Source organism: Paenarthrobacter sp. NPDC058040 (genome assembly GCF_042885775.1).
Lineage (GTDB): Bacteria > Actinomycetota > Actinomycetes > Actinomycetales > Micrococcaceae > Arthrobacter.
Genome location: NZ_JBHVRN010000008.1, coordinates 1 through 16148, shown reverse-complemented (window position 1 = coordinate 16148; position 16148 = coordinate 1). Strand labels below are relative to the sequence as shown.

The 16148-nt window shown below is 62.5% G+C and carries 17 protein-coding genes, 2 tRNA genes, 1 other RNA gene and 1 pseudogene; 11 read left to right on the top strand and 10 right to left on the bottom strand.

Going from position 1 to position 16148, the window contains the following annotated elements; genetic code table 11:
• The first annotated feature begins 196 nt into the window (after positions 1-196).
• Positions 197-352, top strand: coding sequence for a hypothetical protein (locus ACFVSJ_RS12365; RefSeq protein WP_387437096.1), 156 nt, complete (start codon positions 197-199; stop codon positions 350-352).
• A gap of 296 nt (positions 353-648) precedes the next feature.
• Here ACFVSJ_RS12365 and ACFVSJ_RS12360 read toward each other — a convergent pair.
• Positions 649-721: transfer RNA gene (locus ACFVSJ_RS12360), tRNA-Arg, on the bottom strand.
• 224 nt (positions 722-945) lie between these two features.
• Here ACFVSJ_RS12360 and ACFVSJ_RS12355 point away from each other — a divergent pair.
• Positions 946-1545, top strand: a complete 600-nt coding sequence (locus tag ACFVSJ_RS12355; RefSeq protein ID WP_387437095.1) for a single-stranded DNA-binding protein — start codon at positions 946-948, stop codon at positions 1543-1545.
• Between the two features lie 85 nt (positions 1546-1630).
• A complete protein-coding gene (locus ACFVSJ_RS12350; protein ID WP_387437094.1) occupies positions 1631-2317 on the top strand; it encodes a DNA alkylation repair protein in 687 nt (228 codons plus the stop codon).
• Positions 2318-2334: 17 nt separating this feature from the next.
• Here the strand turns inward: ACFVSJ_RS12350 and mptB are convergent, their stop codons facing one another.
• Positions 2335-3891: a polyprenol phosphomannose-dependent alpha 1,6 mannosyltransferase MptB gene (mptB, locus tag ACFVSJ_RS12345; RefSeq protein ID WP_387437093.1), complete on the bottom strand. Its 1557-nt coding sequence runs from the start codon at positions 3889-3891 to the stop codon at positions 2335-2337.
• A 148-nt stretch (positions 3892-4039) separates the two neighbouring features.
• On the opposite strand from mptB, the gene orn reads away from it, so the two are divergent.
• The 4 genes from orn (at position 4040) to ACFVSJ_RS12325 (ending at position 6421) form a co-directional block, all read left to right on the top strand.
• Positions 4040-4675 (top strand): oligoribonuclease, encoded by a 636-nt coding sequence (gene orn / locus ACFVSJ_RS12340; RefSeq protein ID WP_387437092.1) that lies wholly within the window; start codon positions 4040-4042, stop codon positions 4673-4675.
• Positions 4676-4805: 130 nt separating this feature from the next.
• Positions 4806-4881: transfer RNA gene (locus tag ACFVSJ_RS12335), tRNA-His, on the top strand.
• 133 nt (positions 4882-5014) lie between these two features.
• On the top strand, positions 5015-5587 hold the full coding sequence (def, locus tag ACFVSJ_RS12330) for a peptide deformylase (protein WP_387437091.1): 573 nt from the start codon (positions 5015-5017) through the stop codon (positions 5585-5587).
• Positions 5588-5590: 3 nt separating this feature from the next.
• Positions 5591-6421 (top strand): acyltransferase domain-containing protein, encoded by an 831-nt coding sequence (locus tag ACFVSJ_RS12325; RefSeq protein ID WP_387437090.1) that lies wholly within the window; start codon positions 5591-5593, stop codon positions 6419-6421.
• Here ACFVSJ_RS12325 and ACFVSJ_RS12320 read toward each other — a convergent pair.
• The 4 genes from ACFVSJ_RS12320 to rnpB all read right to left on the bottom strand — a co-directional run bounded on the left by ACFVSJ_RS12320 (position 6406) and on the right by rnpB (position 9746).
• Positions 6406-7206: an HNH endonuclease family protein gene (locus ACFVSJ_RS12320; RefSeq protein WP_387437089.1), complete on the bottom strand. Its 801-nt coding sequence runs from the start codon at positions 7204-7206 to the stop codon at positions 6406-6408. The genes ACFVSJ_RS12325 and ACFVSJ_RS12320 overlap by 16 nt on opposite strands.
• A 116-nt stretch (positions 7207-7322) precedes the next feature.
• Positions 7323-7532, bottom strand: coding sequence for a hypothetical protein (locus ACFVSJ_RS12315; protein WP_387437088.1), 210 nt, complete (start codon positions 7530-7532; stop codon positions 7323-7325).
• Positions 7533-7602: 70 nt separating this feature from the next.
• On the bottom strand, positions 7603-9090 hold the full coding sequence (locus tag ACFVSJ_RS12310; RefSeq protein WP_387437087.1) for a glyceraldehyde-3-phosphate dehydrogenase: 1488 nt from the start codon (positions 9088-9090) through the stop codon (positions 7603-7605).
• A 263-nt stretch (positions 9091-9353) separates the two neighbouring features.
• An RNA gene (gene rnpB / locus ACFVSJ_RS12305) (RNase P RNA component class A) lies at positions 9354-9746 on the bottom strand.
• 57 nt (positions 9747-9803) lie between these two features.
• Here rnpB and ACFVSJ_RS12300 point away from each other — a divergent pair.
• Positions 9804-10568 carry a YaaA family protein gene (locus tag ACFVSJ_RS12300; RefSeq protein WP_387437086.1) on the top strand — a complete coding sequence of 255 codons (765 nt, stop codon included), beginning with the start codon at positions 9804-9806 and terminating at the stop codon, positions 10566-10568.
• On the opposite strand, the gene ACFVSJ_RS12295 is transcribed toward ACFVSJ_RS12300, so the two are convergent.
• Complete coding sequence (locus ACFVSJ_RS12295) at positions 10565-11302, bottom strand: zinc ribbon domain-containing protein (RefSeq protein WP_387437085.1); 738 nt, start codon at positions 11300-11302, stop codon at positions 10565-10567. The two genes, ACFVSJ_RS12300 and ACFVSJ_RS12295, sit on opposite strands and share 4 nt — an antisense overlap.
• Positions 11303-11377: 75 nt before the next feature.
• Positions 11378-12289, bottom strand: a complete 912-nt coding sequence (locus tag ACFVSJ_RS12290) for a Nif3-like dinuclear metal center hexameric protein (RefSeq protein ID WP_387437084.1) — start codon at positions 12287-12289, stop codon at positions 11378-11380.
• A gap of 108 nt (positions 12290-12397) precedes the next feature.
• Between ACFVSJ_RS12290 and msrA the strand changes: the two genes are divergently transcribed.
• The 3 genes from msrA to epsC all read left to right on the top strand — a co-directional run bounded on the left by msrA (position 12398) and on the right by epsC (position 14551).
• Positions 12398-12922: a peptide-methionine (S)-S-oxide reductase MsrA gene (msrA, locus tag ACFVSJ_RS12285; RefSeq protein WP_387437083.1), complete on the top strand. Its 525-nt coding sequence runs from the start codon at positions 12398-12400 to the stop codon at positions 12920-12922.
• A gap of 68 nt (positions 12923-12990) precedes the next feature.
• Positions 12991-13926 carry a cysteine synthase A gene (gene cysK, locus ACFVSJ_RS12280; protein WP_387437082.1) on the top strand — a complete coding sequence of 312 codons (936 nt, stop codon included), beginning with the start codon at positions 12991-12993 and terminating at the stop codon, positions 13924-13926.
• A 40-nt stretch (positions 13927-13966) separates the two neighbouring features.
• Positions 13967-14551: a serine O-acetyltransferase EpsC gene (epsC, locus tag ACFVSJ_RS12275; protein ID WP_387437081.1), complete on the top strand. Its 585-nt coding sequence runs from the start codon at positions 13967-13969 to the stop codon at positions 14549-14551.
• Here the strand turns inward: epsC and ACFVSJ_RS12270 are convergent.
• Complete coding sequence (locus ACFVSJ_RS12270) at positions 14548-15381, bottom strand: oxidoreductase (RefSeq protein WP_387437080.1); 834 nt, start codon at positions 15379-15381, stop codon at positions 14548-14550. The genes epsC and ACFVSJ_RS12270 overlap by 4 nt on opposite strands.
• 86 nt (positions 15382-15467) lie before the next feature.
• Positions 15468-16148 (bottom strand): annotated as a pseudogene (locus ACFVSJ_RS12265) (NADP-dependent phosphogluconate dehydrogenase); the annotation flags it as partial.

The following is a 16148-nucleotide window of genomic DNA, read 5'->3' as shown; positions in this document are numbered from 1 at the left end:
CTACAGTTCTCTGGCACCAGTGCTCGAGCGTTTGCCTACGCAGCGTCATAGTCCGCGCCTACGGTCCGATACTGCCCCATATCCTCATCGTCTTTTTGAATTGTCAGGGTGACTTCCACCGCAAAATCCTTTTGGGGTCTACGTCAATCCTTCGACCTACACGCAGGATGTCAGAGCTCGGGCGTACGTTCCCGTCATGGATGAGTTCGAAGCCAGGGCGCTGTCCGGCGATTGTCGTGCGGCCTCCGCAGCGCTTTCCCTGGCAGCCGTGAGCCCGGACATCGTTGCGGCCCTTCGGACGCACGATGCACATATGGAGGTTGTCTCGGCGTGCTCAGCCGCTGGGGTGTGACGCTCGAGAATCTGGCCTGGGCTGCGACTCTTGATGATCCAAGGATCCTTGGCCGCGTGGTGTCGATTCCGAAGGCTCCTCTCCCGATGGTCCGAGAGATTCGGGAGCGCTCGGCGGATGGACGCCCGGAGGAAGTGTCAGTGCATCTGGATGCGTACTGAGGCCGGGTTCTAGCCCGGGCCACGGCGGTATCCGCGCTGCATGGTGGCCTGCTATGAAAACGTTGAGTAAACGTTGAGTCAGGCCCTTGGTTAGGACGATGGCCCCGGAACTCCATTGAAGTTCCGGGGCCATTGCGCCCCAGGAGGGAATCGAACCCCCGACCGGCGGATTAGAAGGCCGCTGCTCTATCCCCTGAGCTACTGGGGCGTACGGGATCACCGAACAGCATGGCTGCTTGGCGCCACAAAGAGTTTACAGTGCATTCCCTCACCGGACGGCAAGACGCGCTCCTTGGTGGCGCAGTTGCCCTCCACAGGGGCCGCTTTGCCACTGTTATGCACATAGGCGCCGGACGGTATCCCCCACCCAAACCACGTGGATGAAGCTGAAAGAGCCAGACAGGCACCTTTCCTACATCACCAAGGACCATCATGAATGACATCGTCACTCTCCGGGGCTTTGTAGCTTCGGAAGTCAAAAGCTCAACCACTGCCCGCGGCACCTCCACGGCATCCTTCCGGCTGGGCACAACGGAACGCCGCTATGACCGTGCCAGCAGCACCTGGGTGGACGGGAACACCAATTGGTACACGGTGCAATCATTCCGGTACCTCGCCGGGCATGTGGGCTGCAGCATCAAAAAGGGCCAGCGGGTCATCGTGGTGGGGCGGCTGCGGCTCAGGCAATGGGAGCACGAGGGCAAGATCTACCACGTGGCCGAAGTCGATGCCGAGTCCGTGGGACATGACCTCATGTGGGGATCGGCGAACTTCACCCGCATGAACGGTGCGTCCTCGCCTGGCACGACGGCACCCGCGGGGTCGCAGGGGGACGCCACGGCGGCGGGGGCCAACGGTGCCGGGCTGGAAAGTGCAGGGCCTGACCCCGATGGCCCAGGATGGGAGCCGGTTGACGATGGCCGCGTGCCGCCCGGGGAACACAACACTTCCGATGACGAGGAAACGGGCGGAGAGCTGGACAACCTTGTGGTGGATACCGCCACTGGTGAGGTCATGAATGCCGCGGCCTGAAGCCAAACCTGGGAGCAGAGCTGACGGTGGCGGAGCAAGATTGTTTCCCCGGTGTTGCAGGGGGTTCCGGCCCTACAGTTGAGGCATGGACAACACCGATCTCCTTGAGGCCATCCGATCGACCCTGCGCTCAGCCGGTGACGCCGATCGTGCGCAGGGCGCCCAGGCTTACATGAAGTCGGACATGCCGTCGTTGGGTGTCCGGGTTCCGCAGGTACGGAAGATCGTCAATGAGGCCGCCAGGCAGTTCCCGTTGGCCACACCGGAACTCCTGCGCCAGGCTGCCTTGGATCTGTGGCGAAACGCTGCCGCCCGGGAAGAACGGTACGCGGCGATCGACCTGACCGGACTCCGCCTCGTCAAGGAGGACCTGGACATGCTGCCCGTCTACGAGGAAATCATCAGGACCGGGGCCTGGTGGGACCTGGTGGATGGTGTAGCCCACCGCATCGGCGCTCTGCTGTTGGCACACCCGGAAACCATGACGCCGCTGTTGCTGCGCTGGTCAAGCGATGCGGATATGTGGATACGAAGGGCCTCCATCACGGCCCAACTTGGTGCAAAGGCCAAGACGGACACTGCCTTGCTCGCCGCCGTCATCAAAGCCAACCTTGCGGACAAGGAGTTCTTCATCCGAAAGGCCATCGGTTGGGCATTGCGTGAGTTCAGCAAAACGGACCCCAACTGGGTGAGGGCTTTTGCCGCCGAGAATGCGCCCTCGCTCAGTCCGTTGTCCACGAGGGAAGCCCTGCGGCTGCTGCCCGCACGGTGAATCCCGGGAGCCCTTCCTCAGATGATCGGGCGCAATCCCGGCTCGTCACGCTTCCGGAACAGGCTCTTTGTCTTCGGATCAACGAAGATCAAATACACAGCGAAGAGCAAGGCAATAATCGCTGCGGCGTTCCGGGCCAGGGTCAGAGCCAGGCCAAGGTCTTCGCTCTGCAGGTATGGGAAAACATCCAACTGGTCTGAGATGGCGTAGACCATGAAGAAGGAGACCACGAAGTACACCGCCTTGACCTGCCAGTCGTTGCGGATCCCGGTCACTGCAAACAGCGGTATCAGCCATACGACATACCAGGACTGGATCATGGGTGCCAACAGCACGATCGCCGCGAATGCCAGGGTGAGCCGCCGCATGAGGCGGTCATATTCTCCGCGGAACACCAGCCAAGCCACCGCAGCAAGCATCAGCAGCTTTCCGGCGTCGTAAACCCATTTAGCCATACCCCACCCATCGAGCCCGAAGACATTGAAGATGGATGCGACAACCAGCCCGATCAGACCGATGGGGGCATACCAGATCCACACACTACCGGGTGCGGAGAGGCCCTTGATCCAACCGAATCCGTAGCCGTTGACAAGGCCCAAGGCGTACAGGATGCCCAAAGTCAGGGCCGCCGTCAGGAACCAGAAAAGGAACTTCCGTGGCCAGGAAGCTCCCTTGCCGGCCCACAGCAAACCAATGAAAGGGAGGAACACCACAGTTATCGGCTTGACCGAAATGGAGAGGGCCACCAGGACGATTCCCAGGACCACCCTGCGCGTTGCGCAGTAATACAAGCCGGCAAGGGCCAGGCCGATCATCAGGGCATCGTTGTGGACGCTGGCGATGAAGTTTGTCAGGAACAGCGGGTTTGCGGCAGTCAGCCACAGTGCCCTGTGGGGGTTCACCCCGTGGAGTTCAGCCAGTTTGGGAACGTAAATGATGCAGAGAATGACGCCCGCCACGGCAACCAGCCGGAACAGCATGATGCAGGCTTCCGGTTGGACGTTGGTGACCCAAACAACGAATTGTTCGATCCACAGGAACAGCTGCCCATACGGAACGGGGGCTTCGGTCCACATCTTGTCCGCGCCCAACTGGAAGTAGTTGGGCAGGGCCGAAATGCCATTTTCGTAGGGGTTGATTCCCTCCACCATGAGCCGGCCCTGGCCGATGTAGGCGTACACGTCCCTGCTGAAGAGCGGAACCGTGAACATCATGGGCAGGCCCCAGGCCACAACCGCTTTGAGGGTGGCCTTGCGGGCTTCCAAACCCCAAACCCTGACGCGCTGGCCCAATCTCAGCCACGCCCGGACCAGCAACATCCCGCCAATGGCCAGCAGGACGATCGAGAGCCCAACGCCAACGCCCTCGGTCCGCATCCAGATGAAGATCGGCAGCCGCCTCAATTCAGATACAGGCGCCAGCCAGCCGACTCCCAAGGAACCAAAGACCAGGAACATGGATCCAATGAATCCGGCGATGAGCGGAGAACGGGCGTTGTCCACCTCGGCTGCAGTGGCCCCTGCGGGCGCCGCAACTCTCCCGGCCTTCTGGGCGGTGGGTACGGGCACCGTCATGTGGTTTCATCCAATCGTTTGCCCTTTGATGTTTCGGGACGGAATGTCGAATCTCCGGGGTGGGTTGCGGCAGGTAGAAATGACACTGCCATGCCCAAAAATCGTACCATCGGAGCACTTGGAAGAAGCTGAACGATAGGCTAGGCGCGTGCCTATTACTAATGAACGCATCGTCTGGATTGACTGCGAAATGACCGGCCTGGACCTCGTCAACGATGCCCTGATCGAAGTTGCCGCCCTTGTGACCGACTCGGAGCTCAACATTCTTGGCGATGGCGTGGATGTGGTCATCAAGCCCGACGACGCAGCCCTTGAGCAGATGAACGATTTCGTCCGCGACATGCATACGCGCTCCAAGCTCCTCGACGAACTCCCCCACGGCAAGACCATGGCCGAAGCCGAAGCCCTGGTGCTGGAATACATCGAGAAATGGGTGCCGGACCCCCGCAAGGCACCCTTGGGTGGCAACTCCGTGGGAACAGACCGCATGTTCCTCGCGCGCGACATGCCCAATGTCATCGAACACCTTCATTACCGCGTGATCGACGTCAGCACCATCAAGGAACTGTCCCGCCGCTGGTTCCCGCGCGCCTATTTCCAAGCACCGGCGAAGCACGGCGGCCACCGGGCACTGGGCGACATCAAGGATTCCATCGACGAGCTCCGCTACTACCGCGAGGCTGTTTTTGTGCCTGCCCCCGGACCGGACACGGCCACCGCCCAACGCATCTCCAAGGAGACCACCGCCTCGGCAGAGACCCTCAAGGCTCCCGAAGAAGTGTGATCTGCGTCATTTTTCGGAGTTTTTTCGGGGAAACCGGCAAAAGTGGACTTTGAACCCCAAAACAGCAGGTAAGCTATTTGTCGTTGCCTTCACGGAAAGCCGGTCAAACGGTCAAACCAAGAGGCACATGGTGGGCGTAGCTCAGTTGGCAGAGCGCCTGGTTGTGGTCCAGGAGGTCGCGGGTTCAACCCCCGTCGCTCACCCCACCGGAATTGGCTGGAAAGCCGGTTTCCCCAAAGGCCGCACCGGTTATCCGGTGCGGCCTTTGTTTTGTTTGACCACCGGCGGTTCCTGACGAAGCCACCGCTGGCCACAGCGACTGACTAAGGGAGAACTGACATGACGGTCCTGCCAATCACCATCTGGGGCGAACCTGTCCTCCATCGCCGTGCCAGCGAGGTGGAAGTTTTTGACGACGAACTCCGCACCCTCATCTCGGATATGTTCGAAACCAATGATGCCGCCAACGGCGTCGGCCTCGCTGCTCCCCAGGTCGGAGTGGGTAAGCGCATCTTTGTCTACAAGTACGCCAATGATGACGACGCTCCGGACGAGGGCGTGCTGGTCAACCCTGTCCTGACCCTCTCCAAGGTTTCCGGGGCCTTGCCGGATCCCGAGGAGCACGTTGAAGGATGCTTGTCCTTTCCCGGCGAGCATTACCCACTCCAAAGGGCGGAGTGGGCTCGGGTCCAGGGATTCGATGGCGACGGGAATCCGATTGAGTTCGAGGCAACCGGCTGGTTCGCGCGGGTCATACAGCACGAGTTCGACCATCTGGACGGCAAGTTGTACGTCAACCGCCTTGTGGACCGCTATTCGAAGAAGGCCATGAAACAAGCGAAGAAGAACGGCTGGGGAGTCCCGGGGCTGACCTGGATGCCTGGCGTCGACCCCGACCCTTTCGGCCACTAGCGCATGACGCCGGCGGACCACGCACAGCTGTTCGAGCTCCTCGACATCACTGGCGAGGATACCCGCGACTGCGCGGAGCTGCTTGCCAGCAGTCCCGGCGCGGGCGTGCAGCAAGCCATCGACTCACTTCAGGCGAGGCTCGGCACCTTCCCCTCGAAGGCCATCGTTTCCAACGGACCCACTGAGTCCGACTGGATCACTGCGTTGCTCCGGTTCGCGCCCCTGGTCCATTCCTATCACCTTGGTTTGGGGATTACTCCGGAGGTGTCGGCCGCATCGCTTGCCGACACCGGGCTCCAACTGCGCATCAACCGGCGCGTCCATGGCCGGTTCGGCCTGGACACCTGGGGATGGCTGACCCTGCACATGGCCGGAAATCTCTTCCGGCTGGGCAGGTTGCAGTTTCACTTGATCCGTCCGGAGCGCCCCGGGGCCAGAGCCGGGCAAGATCCTTCCTGGGAGCTGGGTGTCCACATTCCCGAGGATGGGAGTCTCTCCCCTACCGCTGTTGACGCGAGTCTCAGGGATGCCAAACTGTTCTTCGCCGGGCATTTCCCCGACAAACCTGTGGCCACGGCCACGTGCGAGTCATGGATGCTCGATCCTTACTTGGTGGAGCACCTTCCGGACAGCAACATCGCGTCCTTCGCCCGGCGGTTCATCCTGGACCGCTGCTCGGACGCTCCCACCGATGCCGTCTACTTCACGTTCCGGCACCGTGGGCTCGAGAACCTGGACGGGCTGCCACGCAAAACCTCGCTGCAGAGAGTGGTCCTGGAGAGGATCGACGACGGCGGCACCTGGCAACTGGGGCATGGTCACCTGGCGCTGTAGATGGTCTGCTGATCCGGACAAGAGGCAAGAACGCGCTTCATGGCGTCTTTCTCTGCCTGGGTGACCCATAGCTTGTAGGCTGTTTTCACCGATATTTGCCGGGCCACATAATGGCAGCGGAAGTTCTTGTTGGGTGGCAGCCAGGTTGCGGCATCGCCCGCGCCCTTCTTGACGTTTTCGGGTCCGTCGGCGGTTATGAGGTTCAGCGGATCATTGGCCAGCATCTGGCGCTGCTGGACCGACAACTGCTTGGCACCCTTCTGCCAGGCGTCAGCCAGCGCAACAACATGGTCGATCTGCAGGACCGAGCTCGTGTCCTGGCCCCGGCGGAACGAAACCGACGCTCCCGTGTATGGCTCCTGGATTTGTCCGGACGCAACCTTGCATGCGGATCCTGCGGTGAATTCGACGCCGGCGAGATCCCTGCGAAGGATGTCGTTCCTCGTGTCGCATCCATTACGGTCAACGTCCAGCCAGGCCTGCCCGAAAGCCGTGCGGTCGTAGTCGTTCTTCGACGACCGGCCCTTCACTTCGAGGTGGTCCAAGGCCTCAGAGGCTTTTTGCGCCGGCACCGCGACAGCGGCCGGGAGAGGCTTCATCCACGCGGAATCAAAGACCGGCGCCTCGGTGGGCCCGGCAACCCACGGGCCCGCTACGTCGAATTGGCCTGCGGCGAAGAACCAGGACAGTCCACCCACCACGGTGGCCGCGAGCAAACCAAGGATGGTCCAGGCTTGCCGGGACCGGCGGCGGGCGCGCCTGTACGCAGGCCAGGTGGTACTCAAGGGGCTCCGTTCAGTCGGGGTGATCGTGCCCTTCGAGCGTAGGACAAGGCACCGACATCGAAGCCGCTATCCACAGTGTGCAGGAGAAGTCACCCTGTGGACGGTGGCGGGCTGGCCTATTGCTCCCGCATCACGCGTTGCAGGTCTTCTGCGGCTACTGCCAACAGACCCCGCAATTGTTCTACGCGTTCGTCTGTGACATCGCCTGCGGCATTGGCCGCGACGGCCTGGTCGAGCAGTTTTTGTGCTTGCTTATGGTTGGCCTTTGCCACGTCCAACGCGTGTTCCAGCGTGGTCTCGTGCTCCAACGTAGATTCATTTTCCATGACCCCATTGTGAGCAGGTTTCCCGGCTGATTCCAGTAACCCAGCCGGGAAACCCCGGTAACACTTTTGCCTAGGCGTTCGCTGCCTCAAGCACCGCGATGGGGGCAACGATGTCGCGGGCGGGGAACGACGGCGGGTTGACGCCGGCCATCTCCTCCATCACGCGGACAACCTGGCAGGAGTAGCCGAACTCGTTGTCGTACCAGACGTAGAGAACCAGGTTCTTGTCGTTGGAAATGGTGGCGAGCCCATCCACGATGCCCGCGCGGCGGGAGCCGACGAAGTCCGTGGAAACGACATCCGGCGAGTCGATGTAATCGATCTGCTTGCGCAACGGCGAGTGCAGGGACATTTCCCGAAGGTAGTCGTTGACTTCGTCGCGCGTGGTGCCGTTGGCGAGGTTGAGGTTGAGGATGGCCATGGACACGTCCGGCGTAGGGACGCGGATGGCGTTGCCGGTGAGCTTGCCCTGCAGCTCGGGCAGTGCCTTGGCAACGGCCTTCGCTGCACCGGTCTCGGTGATCACCATGTTGAGCGCTGCGGAGCGTCCGCGGCGGTCTCCCTTGTGGAAGTTGTCGATCAGGTTCTGGTCGTTGGTGAACGAGTGAACGGTTTCGACGTGGCCGTGGATGATGCCGAACTTGTCATTGATGGCCTTCAGCACGGGGGTGATGGCGTTGGTGGTGCAGGACGCGGCGGTGACGATCTTGTCCTCATCGGTGATGTCGCCCTGGTTGATGCCGTGCACGATGTTCTTGAGGTCGCCCTTGCCCGGAGCGGTCAGGAGCACGCGGGCCACACCCTTGCTCTGCAGGTGCTGTGACAGGCCGTCGGCGTCGCGCCAGCGGCCGGTGTTGTCCACCACAAGTGCATCCTTGATGCCGTATGCCGTGTAGTCAACGGTGGCGGGGTTGTCCGAGTAGATCACCTGGATCTGCACGCCGTTGGCCGTGATGGTGTTGGCTTCTTCGTCGACGCGGATGGTGCCTTCGAAGGAGCCGTGGACGGAGTCGCGGCGCAGCAGGCTTGCCCGCTTGACGAGGTCGTTCTCGGCGCCCTTGCGGACAACGATCGCGCGCAGGCGCAGCCCGTGGCCACCGCCCGCCTTTTCGATCAGGAGACGGGCCAGGAGGCGGCCGATCCGGCCAAAGCCATAAAGAACGACGTCGGTGCTGGTGCGGTCGTCAGCGCCGCGCTTGCCAACAACCTCGGCCAACTCTGCGCGTAGGAACTCGTCCAAGGAAACAGCGCCGTTCTCTGCACGGTACTTTTCGGTGAGGCGGGCGATGTCGATCGCGGCAGCGCCGAGCTCCAGCTCGGCCAGCGCGTTCAGCAGCGGTGCGGTCTCCTCGAGCAGCAGCTCGGTGTTGCTCATCCGGCGGGCGAAGCGGTGGGCCTTCAGGATGTTCATGGTGGACTTGTTGATCAGGCTCCGGCCGTGGATGCTGGTGACCACGTTGTTTTCCCGGTACAACCGGCCGATCACCGGAATCATGGCCTCGGCGAGGGCCTCCCGGCCCATCCACTTATCAAGACAAGAATCTGACGTCTGGCTCACAGAACTACCTTCCTTGGGTCAACCACATACGTCTTCGTATGCAGATGGCGTCGGCCGCCCGGAGTAGTCCTGCGGCACATGCGCTGAGGGCTTCGGTCCACCCACTGCGCCTTGAACGAGAGCAAAGAAAATCCGCCGGCTGCGAACGCAGACCCGGCGGCAGAACTTCTACGTTCAGTAACCATTCTAGGGCGGGATCACCGGGCATTGGCCGCCCGGATGCGTGAAATCACTCACACGCACGTTTTTCAGGGAGTCATAAATGGATGGGTTGACCGATACGCCGGGTTCTGTCATCCCCTGCCGTTGCCGGCAAGGGAGTGGCGGCCATCCATCTACGAACGCCGTTGCCGACGCCCTCCAGCAGCCTACCCGGACACTCGGGCGGGCAGCCCTCGAACGTGTCCTGTCTGGCCTTGCTCCGGGTGGGGTTTACCTAGCCTCCCCGGTCACCCAGGGAGCTGGTGGTCTCTTACACCGCCGTTTCACCCTTACCTGCGGACCAACCGATGCACGCACCGGCCAGCGCAGGCGGTCTGTTTTCTGTGGCACTTGCCTGCGGGTTACCCCGAGTGGGCGTTACCCACCACCCTGCCCTGTGGAGCCCGGACGTTCCTCGAGCCACTTTCGTGGCGCGCGACCGCCTGGTCAACCCATCCGCCGTACAGTCTACCGGCGTCCGAACCGCTCCCCGACACCGGTAATATCGACTGGTGCTGATTCTCCTTCCGCCTTCCGAAGGCAAGACTCCCGCTGCCAAAGGACCCTCCATCGACTGGGAGGGGCTGAGCTTTCCGGACTTGAACCCCTACCGTGCAAAGGTCCTCGAGGCCCTGGGAACGGTGAGCGCGCATGAAGACGCCCTCGCTTTGCTGGGCGTCGGCGCCTCGCTGCGGGACGACGTCGAACGCAACACGAGGCTGCACTCGGAACCTGCCGCACCAGCGCACCAGGTCTACTCGGGCGTCCTCTATGACGCCCTCGGCTACAACAGCCTGACTCCCACGCAGCGCCGCAAGGCGGCCGAATCGATCCTGGTGGTTTCCGCCCTGTGGGGCGCCATTGGATTTGGCGACCACGTGCCCGCCTACCGGCTGTCCATGGGAACCGCACTGCCCGACGTCGGACGCCTCGCCTCCTACTGGAAGCCGCAACTGGCCGCTGCCCTCGCCAAGCGCTCGGAAGGCGAGCTGCTGGTTGATTGCCGCTCCAGTACCTATGCGGCCGCCTGGGCGCCACCTGCTGCACAGACGGTTACCGTCAACGTGTTCAACGAGGCCAATGGCAAGCGCACGGTGGTAAGCCACTTCGCCAAGCACACCCGCGGCGAGCTCGCACGGCACCTGCTCACGAGGCGGGGGAAGGCCCCTGCCACGCCCGCCCAGTTGCTGAAGGCCGCCGCTGAGGTGTGGACGGGCGAGCTCGTCGAGGGCACGGCCCGCAAGCCGCACGCCCTCAACATCATCCTGACCGCTTAGTTCCACTCCGCCGAGCGGACCAGGATGCAACCGGAGTCGGGGCAGAAGACGATGTCGTCCTCGGCAGCCGCCCTGACCTCCGCGAGGTCGCCGGGGCTGAGCGTCATACCGGAACCTTCGGATTTTCCATGGAAAAGGCGGGCCGCGCCCACACCCCGCTTGGCAATGGTCTTGTCGTAGATAGCAACCATGTTTTGGTCCAGTGCCTGGGCAAATGCTGCCCTCTGGCCACGGACAACGGTTTCTTCCGCTGCAACCCCGGCGATGGCTTCGTCGAGTTCGGCCCTGATGCTGCCGAACGATCCCTGGATGTCGTCCACGATCGCTTGCTGGGCGGCCTGGCGTTCCCGGAGTGAGTCCAGGCGCTCCAGGATTTCCAGTTCCACGTCCTCCAGGTCCGAACGCCGTTTGTTCAGTGACGCGATGTCGTTCTGGAGCGCAACCAGGTCCTTGGAAAGCCCAGTGCCACTGTTGAGCCGGGCTTCGTCCCGCTCGATGCGGCTTACCACCTGCTCCACGTCGGTTTCCGAACGGCGGAGTTCAGCTTCGGCGTCATGGACGGCGAGCTTTGCAGCACCCAGTTCACCGTTTGCCACGTTGAGGGCATCCTGGAGATCGGTGATGCGGGGATCGGTTTCAAGCACCTTACGCTGGCCTGCCAACGATTTGAGCCTGGCGTCGAGTCCCTGCAGTTCAAGCAATTTGAGTTGTTCTGCCGGTGCTGCCTTCGCCACGCTTACCTCCACCTGAATGTCGCCGGCACCGCTGGTCAGTGCCGACCGGGCCTTCCGGCCACTGTCTTGTAGATGCTAGTCCCCGCCGGGAGTCAGGATGAAGTCCCAGGGGTCGCTGTTGGTGCTGCTGACCCGGATCTCGACGTCGTGCCCCTGGTCCTTGAGGACATTCGACAGGGCTTCGGCGGCCACCGGCAACCAGAGCCACTCGCTGGCGAAATGCGAAACATCAATAAGGTATGGCCGGTCATTGACCGCAGCCTCCCGGGCTTCCGACGCCGGGTGGTGCCGCATGTCCGCAGTCACGTAAACGTCAGCCTGGTTGGCCCGGACGGCATCGAAAAGGCTGTCGCCTGCGCCGCCGCACACGGCAACGCGTCGAACCAGGCCATCCTTGTCCCCTGCCACGCGGACTCCCCCGGCAACAGCCGGAAGCACGCCGAATACCCTCGCGGCAAAATCGCCGAGTGTCATGAGTTCGGGGAGATCGCCAACCCTGCCGATTCCTTCCTCGGGCAGGCCATTCGCTGCCGTGGTGAGCGGGCTGACATTGTCCAGGCCGAAGGCGTCCGCAAGGACGTCGGAGACACCCCCGACCGCTGAATCGCCATTGGTGTGGACTGTCAGGAGGCCGGTCCCGGCCTCGATCAGGCGATGGACTGCAAGGCCCTTCGCAGTGGTCGCCGCTACAGAGTTCACCCCTTTGAGCAGCAAGGGGTGGTGGGTGACCAGGAGCTCTGCGCCCCACTCGATGGCCTCGTCGATCACCTCAAGGGTTGGATCGACGGCGAACAGGACCTTGGTCACCGGCGCGTCAGGCCTCCCCACGACCAGGCCAACCTCGTCCCAATCTTCAGCGAGGGACTCAGGCCAGAGTTCCTCTACGGCCAGCAGGACCTGGCCCAGGGTCGGCTCACCGTTGTCTTCAACTGTTCCGGCGTCGTCGCTGGAGTCCGCATCGGAATGGGCGGTGTCTACTGCTTCCATACTCTTATTCTTACCTACTGCACCGGATCGGTCAGGGTGTGACCTCGACGTCATGGTCCCGTAAGGTGTTGCGGGAATCATCCGTCCGTCCGATCCATTGAAGAGATCATGAAAACTTTCGTACTTGGCGGCGGCTGCTTCTGGTGCTTGGACGCCGTCTACCAGAAGACCCGCGGCGTGAAGTCGGTTGTCTCCGGTTATACCGGCGGCCACCTCCGCAATCCCGACTACTATGAGGTCTGCTCCGGAACCACCGGCCATGCCGAGGTGGTGGCCGTGACCTTCGATGATTCGGTGGTCCCTGCGGAAGTCATCCTGGACATGTTCTTTGCGCTGCACGACCCCACCACCCTTAACCGGCAGGGATACGACGTGGGCACGCAGTACCGCTCGTCGATGTTCTACACCACCACCGAGGAAAAGATCCTTTTCGAGGAGGCCATCGAACGCGCGCAGTCCCTGTGGCCGCATCCGATTGTTACGGAGGTGAGCCGCCTGGGGGACTTCTACGAAGCCGAGGAAATTCACCAGGACTACTACGCGAAGTTCCCGAACCAGGGCTACTGCCAGGTGATTATTAATCCCAAGCTGGCGAAAGCCCGGAAATATTACTCCGCATGGCTAATTGCTTAGCAGGGTTTCGTCACCGCTGGTTAGGCTGACCTCAGCATTTCCCTCTTCAGAGATAGGCATACATTTTCATGGCAAGGATCTACGACGACGTCACCCAGCTGGTCGGACGCACCCCGCTTGTCCGTCTGAACCGCCTGACCGAAGGACTTGGCGCAACTGTCGCAGTCAAGCTTGAGTTCTACAACCCGGCCAACAGCGTGAAGGACCGCATCGGTGTAGCCATCATCGACGCCGCCGAGAAGTCCGGCGCCCTGAAGCCCGGCGGAACGATTGTCGAAGGCACTTCCGGCAACACCGGTATCGCCCTTGCCTTGGTTGGTGCCGCCCGTGGCTACAAGGTCATCCTGACCATGCCTGAGACCATGTCCACCGAACGCCGCGTCATGCTGCGGGCCTACGGTGCCGAAATCGTCCTGACCCCGGGTTCCGAGGGCATGCGTGGTGCCGTGGAGAAGGCCCAGGAAATCGTAGCCAACACCGAGAACTCCATCTGGGCACGCCAGTTCGCCAACGAGGCCAACCCCCAGGTCCACCGCGACACCACGGCCGAGGAAGTCTGGGCAGACACCGACGGCGAAGTGGACATCTTCGTCTCCGGCGTCGGCACCGGCGGAACCATTACCGGCGTCGGACAGGTGCTCAAGGAGCGCAAGCCGGGCGTGCAAATCGTCGCGGTCGAACCCAAGGACTCCCCCATCCTCAACGGCGGAGCCCCCGGCCCGCACAAGATCCAGGGCCTCGGCGCCAACTTTGTGCCGGAGATCCTGGACACCAACGTCTACGACGAAGTCCTCGACGCCACCCTTGAAGACTCCGTCCGCGTAGCCCGTGAACTGGGTGCACGCGAAGGCATCCTGGGCGGCATTTCCTCCGGCGCAATCGTCTGGGGCGCCCTGGAACTGGCCAAGCGACCGGAAAATGCGGGCAAGCTGATCGTTGCCGTGGTCTGCGACTTCGGCGAACGTTACATCTCCACGGTCCTGTTTGACGATATCCGCGGCTGATTCTTCGCCCGCGAATATTCATTCCTGTAGAAAGGTCTTTGTGGGTTTCTTCGCAAGGCTTAAGGAAGACCTCGACGCCGCCCGGTCCCACGACCCGGCGGCTCGAGGCTCTTTTGAGAACTTTTTTGCCTATTCCGGCCTCCACGCCATCTGGGCACACCGCCTGACCCATAAGCTCTGGCAAAACCCTGCACTGCGCTTTCCGGCCCGCCTTATTTCCCAGCTGGCACGCTTCCTGACGGGTATCGAGATCCACCCGGGCGCCACCATCGGCCGACGATTCTTCATTGACCACGGCATGGGAGTGGTGATTGGCGAGACCTCGGAAATCGGGGACGACGTGATGATCTACCACGGCGTGACCCTCGGCGGCCGGTCCCTGGCCAAGGTGAAGCGGCACCCGACCATCGGCGACCGGGTGACCATTGGCGCCGGCGCCAAGGTGCTGGGTCCAATCACCATCGGCGCAGACAGTGCCGTTGGTGCCAACGCCGTTGTGGTCAAGAACGCCCCACCGGAGTCCATCATCACCGGAGTTCCGGCTACCTGGCGGCACCGTGATGCCAAGTCCGAGACCAAACCTGCCGTTGACCCGGCCGAGTATTACATCGAGTACCGGATCTAGCCGGTAAACCTTTGGTAGGAGTTCCACAACACTGTGTCGAAGGCACGGTCCGGGAGCACCCGCCGCAACGCCAGGACGCTCCAGGCTCCCCTGCCCACCGGGTAGCGGGTCCTGGGGCGTTTTGCCGTTGCGGCCTTCACGATCGCCCTGGCGACCACGCCGGGCGGAGTGGAAAGGATCTGCCCGGACGTCGATGCCAATGCTGCAGCCATGACGTGGGCCTGGTCCTTGTACGGGCCGTCACCGGACGCCAGCATGAGGCCTTCGCCGGCGATGGTTCCCCATTCCGTGTCCGTTCCGGAGGGTTCGATGATGACCACATCGATGCCGTGGGGTTTGAGCTCCAGCCGCAAGGAATCGCTCATTCCCTCCACGGCGAACTTGGTCCCGTGGTACCAGGCCCCCAAAGGCTCAAAGATCTTCCCGCCGATGGACGAGATGTTGATGAGTCGGCCTGTCCCCGACCGGCGCATCCGCGGGAGGACCAACTGGGTCATCCTGGCCAGGCCCAGCACATTGACCTCGAACTGCCGGCGGCCCTCCTCGAGCGGGACTTCTTCCAAGGAGCCATACGCACCGTACCCCGCATTGTTGACCAGGACATCAACCCGCCCATGGGCCGCTTCCACCGTCGCGACCGCCGAAACCATGGAGGCATCGTCGGTAACGTCCAGATGGAGGACCTCGATGCCATGGGCCTTCAAGGGCTCCATCTTCTCCACACGCCGGGCACCTGCGTAGACAACGAATCCCGCTGAACTGAGTGCCAAGGCCGCCGCAAAGCCAATTCCAGTGGACGCGCCGGTAACGAGGGCAATGCGTTCAGCCACGGTGTACTCCTCACGCCTCAGGGACGGCAAAGGCCGGCTTCCCCCAGCGTATATCGGGGGGAGCCGGCCTGTGGCGGTTACAGCGACTAGTGGGTGTCGACAGCCGGGATTTCGGACTTGTCTTCGCCCCACAGGGTGTGGAACGTGCCTTCGGCGTCAACACGGCCGTAGGTGTGTGCACCGAAGAGGTCGCGCTGGCCCTGGATGAGGGCAGCAGCAACGCGCTTGCGGCGCAGGCCGTCGTAGTAGGCCAGCGAGGAGGAGAACACCGGTACCGGGATGCCCAGCTGGACAGCGGTGGCCACGACGCGGCGCCAGGCCGGGAGGGCCTCGGCGATGGCCTTGGTGAAGGCCGGTGCGAACAGCAGGTTGGCCGGCTTCTCGTCAGCTGCGTAAGCCTTGGTGATGTCCTTGAGCAGTTCTGCACGAATGATGCAGCCCGCACGCCAGAGAGAGGCGATCTCGTCCAGCTTGAGGTCCCAGCCGTATTCCTTCGCGGCGGAAGTCAGCATGTCCAGGCCCTGGGCGTAGGACACCAGCTTGGAGGCGTACAGTGCCTGGCGGACGTCCTCAACGAATGTCTCGGGGATTTCGACGGCGGCTTCCTCACCGGCGAGCAGTTCCTGGCCCAGCTTGCGCTGCTCTGCCTGGGAAGACAGGGCACGGGCAAATACGGACTCGGCAATGCCGGAGACAGGAGAACCGAGCTCAAGAGCGGAAATAACCGTCCAGCGACCCGTACCCTTCTGGCCGGCGGCGTCCACCAC